Genomic DNA, 14410 nt, shown 5'->3' on the forward strand with positions numbered 1-14410 from the left:
GGGGGAGCCTACGGTCCACCACTGACATCGCTCATGTGGATTTCCTCTCGGTGCGCGGCCGGCCGCGCACCTCAGCCGCACACCCGGAACAGCAGCACCGCCCGCGCCGGGATCCGTACCTCCGCCCCCGCCTCGTACACCGTCCCCGGCTCCTCGGACTGCTCCTCGCGGGAGGTGTCGACGACCAGTTCGTACGTCCCGGCCCAGGGCGGGGGCGGCAGGACGAAGTCGACCGGACCGTCCGCCGCGTGCAGGACCGTCAGGAAGCTGTCGTCCGTGATCATCTGTCCGCGCGCGTTCCGGCCGGGGATGTCCCGGCCGGAGAGGAAGAGCCCGAGCGTCGAGGCGGGCGCGTACCAGTCGACCTCCGTCATCTCCGTACCGCGCGGGGTGAACCACGCCAGGTCCGCCAGCCCGTCCGGATTCTGCGGGCGCCCGGAGAAGAAGGCGCGGCGGCGCAGTACGGGATGGGCGTGGCGCAGGGCGAGCAGCCGGGCGGTCAGCTCGTACAGCCCTCGTCCCGCCTCCTCGTCCAGCAGCGACCAGTCGAGCCAGCTCACCGGGGTGTCCTGGCAGTACGCGTTGTTGTTGCCGCCCTGCGTACGGCCCAGCTCGTCGCCCGCGACCAGCATCGGGACGCCCGTCGAGAGCAGCAGCGTGGTCAGCAGATTGCGCTGCTGGCGCCGGCGCAGGGCGTTGATCCCGGGGTCGTCGGTCTCGCCCTCGGCGCCGCAGTTCCAGGAACGGTTGTCGTCGGTCCCGTCCCGGTTGTCCTCCCCGTTGGCCTCGTTGTGCTTGTGCCCGTACGACACCAGGTCGCGCAGGGTGAAACCGTCGTGCGCGGTCACGAAGTTGACGGACGCGTACGGCCGCCGGCCCCCCCAGGCGTACAGGTCGCTGGAGCCGGAGAGCCGGTAGCCGAGGTCCCGTACGTCGGGCAGGGCGCCGCGCCAGAAGTCGCGTACGGCGTCCCGGTAGCGGTCGTTCCACTCCGTCCACAGCGGCGGGAACGCGCCCACCTGGTAGCCGCCGCTGCCCACGTCCCACGGCTCGGCGATGAGCTTGACCCGGCGCAGCACCGGGTCCTGGGCGATGACGGCGAGGAAGGGCGAGAGCATGTCGACGTCGTGCATGGAGCGGGCGAGGGCCGCCGCCAGGTCGAAGCGGAAGCCGTCCACGCCCATCTCGGTGACCCAGTAGCGCAGCGAGTCGGTGATCAGCCGCAGGACGTGCGGCTGGACCACGTGGAGGGTGTTGCCGCAGCCCGTGTAGTCCGTGTAGCGGCGGGCATCGGCCGGCAGCCGGTAGTAGCCGCGGTTGTCGATGCCGCGCAGGGAGAGCGTCGGCCCCCGCTCCCCGGCCTCCGCGGTGTGGTTGTAGACGACGTCGAGGATCACCTCGATCCCGGCGTCGTGCAGTGCCCGCACCATCCGTTTGAACTCCCCGACCTGCTGACCCCGGGTGGAGCCCGCCGCGTAGCCCGCGTGCGGGGCGAAGTAGCCGATGGAGTTGTAGCCCCAGTAGTTGCGCAGCCCGCGCCGGAGCAGGTGGTCCTCGTGGGCGAACTGGTGGACGGGGAGCAGCTCGACCGCCGTCACCCCGAGCCGCCGCAGATGGCCGATGGCCGCCGGGTGCGCGAGCCCCGCGTACGTACCGCGCAGCTCCTCGGGGATCCCGGGGTGACGCTGGGTGAACCCCTTCACGTGCAGCTCGTAGATGACGGTGTCGGCCCAGGGGGTCTTGGGGCGCCGGTCGTCGGTCCACTCGTCGTCGGGCGCGCCGTCGTGGACGACGACGCCCTTGGGGACGAAGGGGGCGGAGTCGCGGTCGTCGCGCACGGTGTCGGCGACGCCCGGCTGAGGCCAGTCGCGGACATGGCCGTAGACCTCCGGGGGCAGCCGGAAGTCCCCGTCCACGGCGCGGGCGTACGGGTCGAGGAGCAGCTTCGCCGGATTCCAGCGGGCACCGGTCCAGGGGTCCCAGCGGCCGTGCACGCGGAAGCCGTAGCGGCGGCCGGGGCGGACGCCGGGGATGAAGCCGTGCCAGATCTCGTGCGTCAGCTCGGTCAGCGGGACCCGGGTCTCGCTGCCGCTGTCGCTGCCGCTGTCCTGACCTGCGCCCGGCTCGTCGTACAGACAGACCTCGACGGCCTCCGCGCCGCCCGCCCAGAGCGCGAAGTTGGTGCCCGCGACCCCGTCGGGGCCGACCCGGAAGCGCGCGCCCAGCGGGGTCGGGGACCCCGGCCATACCTCGGGGGGCGGGCGCCCGCCGGGTCCGGTACGGGGCGGGACACCGGCCGGCGCGTCCTCCTCGGTCCCGTCCTGCACTGCCTTCTGCTCGGCTGCGCTCGCCACCGTCCGGCCTCCCGCGGCTCGTCGGCCCCGCGCGGTGCGCACGGCGTCCCGGCCGTGGCCCTCCCTCGCGGGGTCCCTCCTCTGTTCTGCCCGCAAGAGGGCCCGCCCTCACGTTTCCCCCGGAGGGGGGTGGTCGTTGGGCGGGGCGTGAGACACGTACTGAAGCGGGCGGGGAGCGGCGCGGCCGCCACCCCGACATGGGCAGGACTGGTGGCCGTACTGGCCCTCCTCGCCGGATGCACCGGCGGGACGACGTTCCTGGAGGGCAAGTCGCGTGCCCCCGGGGACACGATCCGGGTCACCCCCGAGGACGGGGCGAAGGGGATCGGCCGGGCGGACCGGATCGAGGTGGGGGTGGCGGACGGCCGACTGGAGCGGGTCGTGGTGAAGCGTGTCGAGGACGCGTTCCCCACGGAGCTGGCCGGGGAGATCGCGGCGGACGGCCGCTCCTGGAGGCCGAGCGCGGGCGTACGGGTCTCGCTCGCCGCCAAGTACAGCGTCGACGCGGTCGCCGTGGACGGCGAGGGGCGGCGCTCCGCCCGGCGTACGACCTTCGCGACGGCCGTCCCCACCGACCGGTTCATCGGCTACTTCTCGCCGGAGAACCGCTCGACGGTCGGCACCGGCATGATCGTCTCCTTCGACTTCAACCGGAAGATCCAGGACCGCGCCGCCGTCCAGCGCGCCATCGCGGTCACCGCGGACCCGCCCGTGGAGATCGAGGGCCACTGGTTCGGCCACGAGCGCCTCGACTTCCGGCCGCGCGCGTACTGGGAGCCGGGCACCGAGGTCACCGTCCGGCTGGCGCTGCGGGATGTCGAGGGCGCGCCGGGGGTGTTCGGCATCCAGCACAAGAAGGTCGCGTTCACCGTGGGCCGTTCACAGGTCTCGCTGGTCGACGCGGCGAACCACACCATGGAGGTACGGCGCGACGGGGAGGTGCTCTCGACGGTGCCGATCACGGCGGGCGCCCCGAAGACCACCACGTACAACGGGAAGATGGTGGTCACGGAGTTGTACGACATGACGCGGATGGACGGCAGGACGGTCGGCTTCGGCGGGGAGTACGACATCAAGGACGTCCCGCACGCGATCCGGCTGACCACCTCGGGGACCTTTCTGCACGGCAACTACTGGGCGTCCGAGGACACCTTCGGTACCGAGAACGTCAGCCACGGCTGTATCGGGCTGCGCGATGTCAAGGGCGGTCGCGGCGACACCCCGGCGAGCTGGTTCTTCGAGCGGACCCTGATCGGGGATGTGGTCGAAGTGGTCAACTCCCGTGACCGTACGGTCGCCGCGGACAACGGACTCGGCGGCTGGAACATGGACTGGGACCGGTGGAGGGCGGGTTCGGCGGTCCACTGAGCCGGCGGCGCGTCACCGGCCGCTCGCGGGCCCGTCCGTGCCGTACCCCTATGACCTGCGCTGTCCCGGAGGAGATTGGGACGGAACGGTCACACGCGTGGCTCTCTTTCGTGCTGTTCGGTGTGATTATCTTGCGCCAGACGCGCGCTATTGAGGGCGCATGAGTGCGGGCCGTGGCCGGGGCCAGGCCGTGCGAGGGGAGACGACGATGGTGAACGGGCTGCCGATATCGGGAACAACCGGGAAGAGCGGGACAACCGGGATATCGGCCGCGCCGGGGCCGGGGGCGAGCGGCCGGGGGCCGGGAGGACGGCGGGGACGCGGCGGCACGGGCCTGCTCGCGCTGCTGCTGGGGATGCTGCTCCTGCTGGTCACCGCGTGCGGCGGTGGCGGGGACTCCGGCGGGAAGGGCGGTGACGGCGGCTCGGGCACGGGCGACGACAAGGCCGCCGCCCGGGTCGAGAACGCCGCGTCCGTCGCGGTCGTGACGGTCACTCCGAAGGACGGCGCCGAGGCGGTCGGCACCACCGGCGCCCTCAAGGTGACCGCCGCCCGGGGCAGGCTGACCTCGGTCACCGTCAAGGACGACAAGGGCGAGCCGGTCGAGGGCAGGCTCTCCGCGGACGGTACGAGCTGGCGGCCGCTCCAGCATCTGGCCGGCGCCACCACGTACAAGGTGCACGCCCTCGCCAAGGACGCGGACGGCCGCGAGTCCGCCAAGGACACCAGCTTCACCACGCTCGTACCGAAGAACACCTTCATCGGCCGGTACACCCCCGAGAACGGCTCGACGGTCGGCGTCGGGATGCCGGTGTCGATCAACTTCACCCGGGGCATCACCGAGCCCGACGCGGTGGAGCGGGCGATCACCGTGACCGCCGTACCGCCGGTGCCGGTCGAGGGCCACTGGTTCGGCAACGACCGGCTCGACTTCCGCCCGGAGAAGTACTGGGCGGCGGGCACGAAGGTGACGGTGAAGCTCGACCTGGACGGTGTCGAGGGCCGCCCGGGGGTCTACGGCGAGCAGGCCAAGTCGTTCTCGTTCACCATCGGCCGCAGCCAGGTCTCGACGGTCGACGCGAGCGCCAAGACCATGAAGGTCGTCCGGGACGGCAAGCTGATCAGGACGATCCCGATCACGGCGGGCGCCCCGTCGACCACCACGTACAACGGCCAGATGGTCATCAGCGAGAAGTACGCGGTGACCCGGATGAACGGCGCGACGGTCGGCTTCGGCGGGGAGTACGACATCAAGGACGTCCCGCACGCGATGCGCCTGTCCACCTCCGGCACCTTCATGCACGGCAACTACTGGGCGTCCTCGGACACCTTCGGCTCGCGGAACGTCAGCCACGGCTGTGTGGGGCTGCGGGACATCCGCGGCGGCGGTGACAACGGCACCCCGTCCGCCTGGATGTACAACTCCTCGATCATCGGTGACGTGGTGGTCGTCAAGAACTCCGACGACAAGCAGATCGCCCCGGACAACGGCCTGAACGGCTGGAACATGTCCTGGGCGCAGTGGACGAAGTAAGTCCCGCTGTACAGCTCGCGGCACACCGGCCGCACGCGTGACGACGGGCCCCGCGCGGGCAATCTCCTGCGCAGGGCCCGTTGTCGTAAGCGAACGTTAACCTTCGGGCATGACATACGTGACCCTCGAAGTCTCCGGTGGCGTCGGTACGATCCGGCTGGACCGCCCCCCGATGAACGCGCTGGACGCCGCGATCCAGGACCGGCTGCGCGAGCTGGCCGAGGAGGCGGCCCTGCGCGACGACGTCCGCGCCGTGATCCTGTACGGCGGCGAGAAGGTGTTCGCGGCCGGCGCCGACATCAAGGAAATGCGGGAGATGGACCACGCGGCGATGGTCGTCCGCTCCCGGGCGCTCCAGGACGCGTTCACCGCCGTCGCCCGGATCCCCAAGCCCGTCGTCGCCGCCGTGACCGGTTACGCGCTGGGCGGCGGCTGCGAGCTGGCGCTCTGCGCCGACTACCGGATCGCGGGGGACACCGCGAAGCTGGGCCAGCCCGAGATCCTGCTCGGGCTCATCCCGGGCGCGGGCGGCACCCAGCGGCTCTCCCGGCTGATCGGCCCCTCCCGCGCCAAGGACCTCATCTTCACCGGCCGTCAGGTCACGGCGGAGGAGGCGCTGACGCTCGGTCTGGTCGACCGGGTGGTGCCGGCCGCCGAGGTGTACGAACAGGCGCACGCCTGGGCCGCACGGCTGGCCAAGGGTCCGGCGCTCGCGCTGCGGGCCGCGAAGGAGGCGGTTGACACGGGACTCGAAACCGACCTGAACACCGGACTGGCGGTCGAACGCGCCTGGTTCACCGGGCTGTTCGCGACCGAGGACCGCGAGCGCGGGATGCGGTCCTTCGTGGAGGACGGTCCGGGCAAGGCCAAGTTCCTCTGAGCGCGGCCCGGTTGGCCGCACGGCCCGTTGGACACGGAGGGTGGTTCTGTGGAAGGCGAAGCGTGACCGCGTCAACTCCGCGCACGATGTGGCGCAGCCTTAAGGGAGCCTTAAGTTATTCGTTGTGATCACTCTTGGTGATCTTTTTGGTTCGCGTCGTTACCGCAGGTCAGAATGGCCGTACGGGCTCAAGAGCTGCCCTTGGCATATGCGAGGCCGATCCCCCGGAATCACTCGTTCCGGGGGATCGATTCGCCTGTAACGGCCCCGGAAAAGGCTCTGTGCGGCCATGATGGGGGCATGGCGGGCCTGGAGGGTGTGGAGCAGCCGCGGCAGCGCGGTAACGCGGCCGCCGGGCGGTGGATACCGTCCGTCGAGGACGAACAGGCGCTCAGGGCGCTCGAATTGTTCGGCAATCCGACGGAGGGCGAGGTACGGCTTCCGTCCCGCCCCGAGTCCGCCTCGGCGGCCCGGAGGATCACGCACAACGTGGTCCTGCGGCAGTGGGCGCTCTCGCCGCAGACGGCGGAGTACGCGGTCCTGCTCGTCTCCGAACTCGTCGGCAACGCCGTACGCCACACCGGCGCCCGCGTCTTCGGCTTACGCATGCTCAGGCGCCGGGGCTGGATCAGGATCGAGGTGCGCGACCCCTCGCGCGGGCTGCCCTGTCTGATGCCGGTCCATGAGCTGGACATCAGCGGACGCGGGCTCTTCCTGGTGGACCGGCTCTCCGACCGCTGGGGCGTGGATCTGCTGCCGCGCGGCAAGACCACCTGGTTCGAGATGCGGGTCACCGACCGCCAGGCGCCCTGAGGCGACCGTCGGGCGCACCCTGAACGGCGGCCAGGTAACCCTGAACGACCGTCAGGCGCCCCTGAACGGCGGCCAGGTAACCCTGAACAACCACCAGGCACCCCTGAACGGCGGCCAGGTAACCCTGAACAACCACCAGGCACCCCTGAACGACCACCAGGCACCCCTGAACGGCGGCCAGGTAACCCTGAACGACCACCAGGCACCCCTGAACGACCGTCGGTCACCCTGAACGACCGGCCGCGCCGTGTCGACAGCCGGGCCGGATAAGTCGTACGAAGCGCCCCTCACGCGTCGATCGTCACCTTTTGTCCTCCTGCCCCCTTAAATGGGGGAGTGATCCCGATCGACCGCCGCAGCGCGCTGCGCGCAGCCGCGGGAGCGGCCGTCACGGGCGCCCTCGCCACCGGCTGCACGGACGCCACGCCCCCCGCCCCGCCCGACCCCTCTGCCCCCGGCGCCTCCGCGCCGCCGAACGGTCCGCGTCCCGGCACCGGGCGCCCCTCCGCCCGTATCACCGCGCCCGCGCCCCGGCGGTTTCCCGGGCAGCCCGCCGAGATCGCGCACGGACCCCGCGACCGCGCGCGGGTCGCGCTCACCTTCCACGGCCAGGGCGACCCCGCCACCGCCACCGCCGTCCTCGCCGAGGCGGAGCGGGCCGGGGCCCGGATCACCGTCCTCGCCGTCGGCAGCTGGCTCGACGCCCACCCGGCGCTCGCCCGCCGGATCCTCGACGGCGGCCACGATCTGGGCAACCACACGCTGCACCACACCGACATCTCCACGATGGACGAGGCGGACGCCTACGCGGAGATCACCGGCTGCGCCGAGCGGCTGCGCAGGCTCACCGGCTCCATCGGCAGCTGGTTCCGGCCCTCCCGTACCCAGCACGCCACCCCGCTCGTCGGCCGGCTGGCCCGGCGTGCGGGCTATCCGCACGTCCTCTCGTACGACGTCGACTCCCTCGACTTCACCTCGCCCGGCGCCCCGGCCGTCATCCGCACCGTCACCGGGCAGATCCGCAACGGCTCCGTCGTGAGCCTGCACTTCGGCTACGCGGACACGGTCGCCGCGCTGCCCGCCCTTCTCGACGCACTGGAACGCCGCGGCCTGCGCGCGGTGACGACCACGGAGCTGCTGACCTGATGCACCACCGAACCTCCAACCACCGAACCTCCCACCACCACACCTCGACCCGACGCCCCCTCGGCCACCGCACCACGGGCCTGCTCGCCGCCGCCGTGCTCGCGCTCCTCGCGGGCTGCGGGAGCGCCGACTCCGGCCGTACGAAAGCCGCCGCCAGCGAGCCCGCGGCGAGCCCCGCCGTCGCCAAGGTGACCGCGCCGCCCGGGCTGGCGGGCATGCCGCCGGTCCGCGACCCCCAGGACATCTACGCCGCCGACCGGCCCGGGATGCTCTCGCCCGTGGTGAAGGACTTCCCCTCCCGGGTGTACGTCCCCAACACCCACTCCGACACCGTCTCGGTCATCGACCCGGCGACCTACCGGGTCATCGAGACCATCCCGGTCGGCAGACAGCCGCAGCACGTGGTCCCCTCCTGGGACCTCAAGACCCTCTGGGTCAACAACAACCGCGGCCACACACTCACCCCGATCGACCCCGCCACCGGCAAGGCGGGCGAGCCCGTCGACGTACACGACCCGTACAACCTCTACTTCACCCCCAACGGCAAGTACGCCGTCGTGATGGCCTCCCTCGACCGCGAACTGGTCTTCCGCGACCCGCACTCCATGAAGATCCGCAAGACCGTCCCCGTCACCTGCGCCGGGGTCAACCACGCGGACTTCTCGGCGGACGGCCGGTACTTCGTGGTGTCCTGCGAGTTCTCCGGCGAACTCCTCAAGGTCGACACCGAGCGGATGAAGGTCATCGGCCAGCAGAAGCTGCCGTTCGACGGGGCGATGCCGCAGGACGTGAAGATCTCGCCCGACGGCAAGACCTTCTACGTCGCGGACATGATGGCGCACGGCGTCTGGGTGCTGGACGGCGAGAAGTTCACCACCCCGAAGCTGCTGCCCACCGGCAAGGGCGCCCACGGCCTCTACATCAGCCGCGACTCCAAGGTGATGTACATCCCCAACCGGGGCGAGGGCTCCGTCTCCGTCTTCGACTTCGCGCGGAACAAGCTCACCAAGAAGTGGGTGCTGCCGGACGGCGGCAGCCCCGACATGGGCGGCGTCTCGGCGGACGGCAAGGTCCTGTGGCTGTCCGGGCGTTACAACTCGGAGGTGTACGCGATCGACACCACCAGCGGTAAGCAGCTCGCCAGGATCCCGGTCGGCGGCGGCCCGCACGGCCTCGCGGTCTACCCCCAGCCGGGCCGCTACTCGCTGGGTCACACGGGGGTCTTCCGCTGACGGGTGGTCAGATGTACGTCTCGGTGCTGTCCCGGGCCGGGCCGGAAACGGGTCAGGGGCCGGGTCGGACCGTCGGGCCGCACCAACTGGACTCTCGGGGAGGGGCGTTACACCCGACTCGCCACGAAGAGTGACGGTCCACGGCCCGCCGCGGTGCGGAGTGAAAGGTGCATCCCATGATCACCTCACGTATCCGGCGCCGGGCCGCGGTGCTCGCGCTCTCCCTCGGCCCGGCCCTCCTCCTGTTCTCCGCCTCCCCCTCCGCCTCCGCCGTGGGGGAGCCCACGCTGGTCGACTTCTGTCCGCCGGCCGACGACCCGGTCTTCGCCGCGGCGGACCGCCGGCTCTCGGCCGGCCGCATCACCCCGGCCCCGTCCTGGCGTACCGGCTGCGAACGGCTTCTGGCGCGGCCAGGGGCTCCCATTTGGGCTCGTCCGGCGGCGGGAGAGGGGACTGGGCGGAGATAATCGGCTGATGACACTTTCGGGTTCGTCTGCCGATGACACCACCGGCTCCGTCGGGACCGGAGCCGGCCGCGGTCCCGCCCGGACGGCCCTTCTCGTCGGCGGCGGCGCGCTGGCCGTGCTCGTCGTCCTGCTGGGCGCGGGGTTCGCCGCGCGCGGTACGGGAGAGCTGCGGATCCCCGCGGCGGGCGCCACCACCGTCCTGCGCGCCGTCGTCCTCGTGGCCCTCGCGCTCCACCTGGGCGAGCTGGTGGGCGCCCGGCTCGTCGGCACCGGCCCCGTGCCCCGGAGCACGGCGGGCGCGGCGGCGTCGGCGGGCGCGCTCGGGGCGGCCGGGCAGATCGTCCTGCTGGCCTCGGTCAGCGGGCTGGACATCACCGAGGTGTACGGCACGGCGGACGGCCGGTTCCTCCTCGTCATGGCCAACGGGTTCCTGCTGGCCGCCGGGTGCGTCGCGCTGGACCGCCCGGCCCTCGCCGCGTTCCCGCTCGCCTTCGTCGTCGGCGCCGAGGCGCTCCGGGCACACCCGGAGCCGTACACGCCCCTGCTGGGCGCCGCGCTCACCGTCGTCCATCTGACGGCGGCGTCGCTGTGGACGGGCGGGCTGCTGTACGTACTGCGCACGGTGCGGCTGCGGCGCGGTGATCCCGCCGGGCGGCCGCTGGCGCGTTACGCGCGGCTCGCGGGCTGGCTGTTCGCGGCGCTCGTGGCCACCGGCACGGTGTCGACGATCCGGCGGCTGCCCGCCGACGTCGTGTTCGGTACGGCGTACGGCCGGGTGCTGATCGCCAAACTCCTGCTGGTCGGGGTGGTGAGCGCGCTCGCCCTGGCCGCCAGGGCGCGGCTGCGCCGGGGCGCCGACCCCGGGCGGGCCGCCCGCGCGGAACTGGCGGTGCTGGGGGTGGTCGTCCTGCTGTCGGCGATCCTGACGGTGGTCCCGGACCCCCACTGGCTGAGCGTCCGCTGACGATGCGCCGGGACGGGCGGGGTGGCCTGCTCCGTGGGGGAGACGACCGCCCGCCTTCCGCCGGCGGCCTTACGGCTTGACGGCCGCCGGGGTCCCCACCTCTTCCGCCGCCACGGGCGCCGTCCGGGCGGCGGCGCTCCGGCCGGGGAGGAACGAGGCGAGGGCGAAGGCGAGGAGGGCCGCCCCGGCGCCGATGGCCATGACGACCTTGAAACCGTTCTCCGAGGGCAGCGCGGTGGTGCCGAAGGTGGTGGTCATCCGGGCGAGGACGACCCCGGCGATCGCGCTGGCGAACGACGTACCGATCGAGCGCATCAGCGTGTTGAGGCTGTTGGCGGCGGCGGTTTCGGAGGCGGGGACGGCGCCCATGATGAGGGCGGGCATCGCGCCGTACGCGCAGCCGACACCGGCGGCGATGACGCAGGAGACCAGGATGAGGTGCCAGACCTCGGACATCAGCACGATGTTGAGGCTGTAGCCGGCGGCGACGATGACGGCGCCGGTCATCAGGGTGGTCTTCGGCCCCCGGGTCGTGGTGATCCTGGCGGACAGCGGCGCCATCGCCATCATGACCAGGCCCTGCGGTGCGAGGACGAGCCCCACGGTGAGCATGGACCTGCCGAGGCCGTAGCCGGTCTGCTCGGGGAGCTGGAGGAGCTGCGGCAGGGACAGGGCCGTCGCGAACATCGAGAACCCGAAGGCGATGGAGGCGAGGTTGGTGAACAGCACCTGGCGGCGGGCGAGGGTGCGCAGGTCCACCAGCGGCTGGGCGGTGCGCAGTTCGTACGCTCCCCAGGCGATCAGCGTGATGACGGCGACGGCGAAGAGGCCGAGGGTGGTGCCGCTGTCCCAGCCCCAGTCGGCGCCCTTGGAGACGGCCAGCAGCAGGGAGACCAGCGCGATCGACAGACCTATGGCCCCGACCAGGTCGAAGCTGCCGCCGGTACGGACCCTGGACTCGGGTACGAAGGCCAGGACGAGGGCGAGGACGACGGCGCCGAGGACGGCGGCGGCCCAGAAGAGGAGGTGCCAGTCGAAGCGGTCCGCGATGAACGCGGCGGAGGGCAGCCCCAGCGCGCCGCCCACACCGAGCGAGGCGCTCATGACCGCGGTGGAGCCGGTGAGCCGCTCGGCGGGCAGGACGTCGCGCATGACGCTGATGCCGAGGGGGATGACGGCGGAGGACAGGCCCTGGAGGGCGCGGCCGGTGATCATGGGGACGAGGGAGTCGCTGAGCGCGCAGACGATCGAGCCGGTCACCAGGAGCGTGACGCTGACCAGCAGCATCCGCCGCTTGCCGAACATGTCGCCCAGCCGCCCCACCACGGGCGTGGCGACCGAGCCGGCCAGCAGGGTCGCGGTGATCGCCCAGACCGCGTTCGAGGGGGAGGTGCGCAGATACTCCGGCAGCGCGGGAACGATCGGAATGACGAGCGTCTGCATCAGCGATACGACGATCCCGGCCAGTGCGAGGACCGCCACCACAGCGTTCGGCCGGAGCGGGACGGCACCTCCGGTCCGACCGGTCGGGGTGGGGGTGTCGGGCATGAGGGGGCCTCCGGGCGGGTACGGGCGGATTGCTTGACTCGGTCAACCATATTGAGATTGCTTAAGTTAGGCAAGTTAAGTCTTGGCAATGCCGGCCCGGTGGCGGGGAGGCGCGATCGTTTACGGAGCCGTCGTGGGCGGGGTGGTGGGCTCCGGACGGGGGAGGCCGCCCTGTCGCGGTGTCGTCCAGTTGGCGAGGAGCTGGACGGAGCGGGCGGTTTCCGAGCCGGGCTCGACGTTGTAGACGCACAGGGTCTGCTCGCTGTCGCCGGGCACCTGGAAGGACTCGTAGGCGAAGTGGAGGTCGCCGACGAGGGGGTGGTGGTAGGACTTGGCGCCGTGGGTGCGGCGCAGCACGCGGTGGTCGTTCCACCAGATGGAGAACTCCGTTGATTTCAGGGTGAGTTCACCCACGAGGTCGGCGAGCTGCCTGTCGTGGGGGTGGCGGCCCGCTTCGAGGCGGAGGACGGCGACCGTTTCGGCGGCGATACGTTCCCAGTCGCCGACGCGTTCGCGGGCCTGGGGATCGAGGAGGTAGTAGCGGGCCAGGTTGCGGCGGGGCGCGGGGAGGGCGTCGAAGTCGGTGAGGACTTCGCGGGCGAGGCGGTTGCCCGCGAGGACATCGGTACGGCGCCCGAGGATGAAGGCGGGCACGTGGTCGAGCGTCTGGAGCATCAGGTGCAGTCCGGGACGCACCCGCTGGGGGCTGGTCGGGCCGCGGCGGGCAGGCGTGGGGCGGGCCAGCAGATCGGTGAGGTGCTCGCGCTCGGACTCGTCGAGGTGCAGGGCCCGGGAGAGGGCTTCGAGGACCTCGGGGGAGGGGTTGACCGCACGGCCCTGCTCGAGCCGGGTGTAGTACTCGGTGCTGACCCCGGCCAGCCGGGCCACCTCGTCGCGGCGCAGCCCGGGGACACGGCGGGTGCGCCCGTCGTCGGGCAGTCCTGCCCTGTCCGGGGTGAGCCCGGCGCGCCGGGTGCGCAGGAAGTCGGCGATCTCGCGGCTGCGGTCCATGTCTTCAGTGTCGTCGCGCGGGACGGGGCCCGCGCGCCCCCGGGTGGCCCTGCCAGTACCTGCCTCACGGATACCTGCCTGGTCAGGACCCACTTCGGCGGCCTGCGGCGATGTTCTGGGTGGTGTTCTGGATAAGGGGTACGGCGGCACCGGCCGTCATCGCTTCGAACCCTCACCACCTCGCTGCCTCACCTTGAAAGGCGTGCACCATGGCCACGCAGTCTTCCGCCCTTCCCCTCGCCGGCCGTGTCGCGGTCGTCACCGGAGCCTCCAGCGGCATCGGTGAGGCGACCGCCGAGCACCTGGCCGCGCTCGGCGCCCGCGTCGTCGTCCTGGCCCGGCGCGCGGAGCGTCTCGACGAGCTGGTCGCCCGGATCGGGAAGAACGGTGGCCAGGCGCTGGCTCTGGCCGTCGACGTGACGGACAAGGCGGCCCTGCGGACCGCCGCGGACCGGATCGAGGCCGAACTGGGCGGTGCCGACCTGCTGTTCAACAACGCGGGCGTCATGCTGCCCGCCCCGATCGAGGAGCTGGCCACCGATCAGTGGCAGCAGCAGATCGACCTCAACGTCACCGGCCTGATGAACGCCATCGCCGCGTTCACCCCGCAGCTGGTGCGGGCCGCCGCCGAGCGCGGTGTGGCCGACCTGATCAACACCTCGTCGATCGCGGCGCAGAACATCTTCCCGAGCTTCGCCGTCTACTCCGGGACCAAGGCGTACGTCACCCACCTCTCCCGTCACCTGCGGAGCGAGCTGGGTGCGAAGAAGGTGCGCGTGGCGGCGATCGAGCCGGGCCTCGTCGGCACCGAACTGCAGAGCCACGTCACCGACGAGGGCGCGCAGGAGTGGCTGGAGGGCTCCAAGGAGACGATGGAGTGGCTCACGCCGCAGGACATCGCCCAGACCGTCGGCTTCCTGGCGAGCCTCCCGCCGCGGGTCAACCTGCAGCAGGTCACCATCATGCCGACCGGCCAGCCCAGCTGACCGATTCCGTGCCGCCGCCCGCTTCGACGGGCGGCGGCACGGTGTTCGGCCCGGCAGGCCCGGCTCGGCTCGGCAGGCCCGGCCCGGCTCGGCTCGGCAGGCTCGGC

The 14410-nt window shown here is 72.0% G+C and carries 12 protein-coding genes; 9 read left to right on the forward strand and 3 right to left on the reverse strand.

Annotated features, from left to right (window positions below):
* Positions 1–71: 71 nt before the first annotated feature.
* The gene (gene glgX / locus ACIP8W_RS00695) at positions 72–2354 is read right to left on the reverse strand and encodes a glycogen debranching protein GlgX (protein ID WP_402201502.1); all 2283 of its coding nucleotides are present in this window, start codon (positions 2352–2354) and stop codon (positions 72–74) included.
* A 147-nt stretch (positions 2355–2501) separates the two neighbouring features.
* On the opposite strand from glgX, the gene ACIP8W_RS00700 reads away from it, so the two are divergent.
* From ACIP8W_RS00700 to ACIP8W_RS00735, 8 genes are all read left to right on the forward strand, one after another.
* On the forward strand, positions 2502–3722 hold the full coding sequence (locus ACIP8W_RS00700; protein WP_402201504.1) for an Ig-like domain-containing protein: 1221 nt from the start codon (positions 2502–2504) through the stop codon (positions 3720–3722).
* Between the two features lie 355 nt (positions 3723–4077).
* The gene (locus ACIP8W_RS00705) at positions 4078–5256 is read left to right on the forward strand and encodes an Ig-like domain-containing protein (protein WP_401947380.1); all 1179 of its coding nucleotides are present in this window, start codon (positions 4078–4080) and stop codon (positions 5254–5256) included.
* A gap of 109 nt (positions 5257–5365) precedes the next feature.
* Positions 5366–6136: an enoyl-CoA hydratase/isomerase family protein gene (locus ACIP8W_RS00710; protein WP_401946264.1), complete on the forward strand. Its 771-nt coding sequence runs from the start codon at positions 5366–5368 to the stop codon at positions 6134–6136.
* A 195-nt stretch (positions 6137–6331) separates the two neighbouring features.
* On the forward strand, positions 6332–6949 hold the full coding sequence (locus ACIP8W_RS00715; RefSeq protein ID WP_401947378.1) for an ATP-binding protein: 618 nt from the start codon (positions 6332–6334) through the stop codon (positions 6947–6949).
* A gap of 336 nt (positions 6950–7285) precedes the next feature.
* Complete coding sequence (locus ACIP8W_RS00720) at positions 7286–8095, forward strand: polysaccharide deacetylase family protein (RefSeq protein WP_401946262.1); 810 nt, start codon at positions 7286–7288, stop codon at positions 8093–8095.
* Complete coding sequence (locus ACIP8W_RS00725) at positions 8095–9327, forward strand: hypothetical protein (RefSeq protein WP_401946260.1); 1233 nt, start codon at positions 8095–8097, stop codon at positions 9325–9327. The genes ACIP8W_RS00720 and ACIP8W_RS00725 overlap by 1 nt, the downstream gene beginning before the upstream one ends.
* 176 nt (positions 9328–9503) lie before the next feature.
* Complete coding sequence (locus ACIP8W_RS00730) at positions 9504–9794, forward strand: hypothetical protein (protein ID WP_402153942.1); 291 nt, start codon at positions 9504–9506, stop codon at positions 9792–9794.
* Between the two features lie 7 nt (positions 9795–9801).
* A complete protein-coding gene (locus ACIP8W_RS00735) occupies positions 9802–10758 on the forward strand; it encodes a CopD family protein (protein WP_401946254.1) in 957 nt (318 codons plus the stop codon).
* Between the two features lie 69 nt (positions 10759–10827).
* On the opposite strand, the gene ACIP8W_RS00740 is transcribed toward ACIP8W_RS00735, so the two are convergent.
* Together ACIP8W_RS00740 and ACIP8W_RS00745 are read right to left on the reverse strand one after the other, a co-directional pair.
* Positions 10828–12306 (reverse strand): MFS transporter, encoded by a 1479-nt coding sequence (locus tag ACIP8W_RS00740; protein ID WP_401946252.1) that lies wholly within the window; start codon positions 12304–12306, stop codon positions 10828–10830.
* 120 nt (positions 12307–12426) lie between these two features.
* Positions 12427–13317, reverse strand: a complete 891-nt coding sequence (locus ACIP8W_RS00745) for a helix-turn-helix transcriptional regulator (protein WP_402154311.1) — start codon at positions 13315–13317, stop codon at positions 12427–12429.
* A 209-nt stretch (positions 13318–13526) separates the two neighbouring features.
* Between ACIP8W_RS00745 and ACIP8W_RS00750 the strand changes: the two genes are divergently transcribed.
* Entirely contained in the window at positions 13527–14303 is a 777-nt protein-coding gene (locus ACIP8W_RS00750; RefSeq protein ID WP_401946246.1) for an SDR family oxidoreductase, read from the forward strand.
* The last annotated feature ends 107 nt before the right edge of the window (positions 14304–14410 follow it).

Source organism: Streptomyces sp. NPDC088554 (assembly GCF_044752945.1).
In the GTDB taxonomy this organism is placed as follows: Bacteria; Actinomycetota; Actinomycetes; order Streptomycetales; family Streptomycetaceae; genus Streptomyces.

Bases quoted from the DNA above. Each gene is read 5' to 3' on its own strand.
- ACIP8W_RS00750 (WP_401946246.1), top strand. From the start codon at position 13,527: ATGGCCACGCAGTCTTCCGCCCTTCCCCTCGCCGGCCGTGTCGCGGTC.
- ACIP8W_RS00725 (WP_401946260.1), top strand. From the start codon at position 8,095: ATGCACCACCGAACCTCCAACCACCGAACCTCCCACCACCACACCTCG.
- ACIP8W_RS00745 (WP_402154311.1), bottom strand. From the start codon at position 13,317: ATGGACCGCAGCCGCGAGATCGCCGACTTCCTGCGCACCCGGCGCGCC.
- ACIP8W_RS00740 (WP_401946252.1), bottom strand. From the start codon at position 12,306: ATGCCCGACACCCCCACCCCGACCGGTCGGACCGGAGGTGCCGTCCCG.
- ACIP8W_RS00705 (WP_401947380.1), top strand. From the start codon at position 4,078: ATGCTGCTCCTGCTGGTCACCGCGTGCGGCGGTGGCGGGGACTCCGGC.
- ACIP8W_RS00730 (WP_402153942.1), top strand. From the start codon at position 9,504: ATGATCACCTCACGTATCCGGCGCCGGGCCGCGGTGCTCGCGCTCTCC.
- ACIP8W_RS00710 (WP_401946264.1), top strand. From the start codon at position 5,366: ATGACATACGTGACCCTCGAAGTCTCCGGTGGCGTCGGTACGATCCGG.
- ACIP8W_RS00735 (WP_401946254.1), top strand. From the start codon at position 9,802: ATGACACTTTCGGGTTCGTCTGCCGATGACACCACCGGCTCCGTCGGG.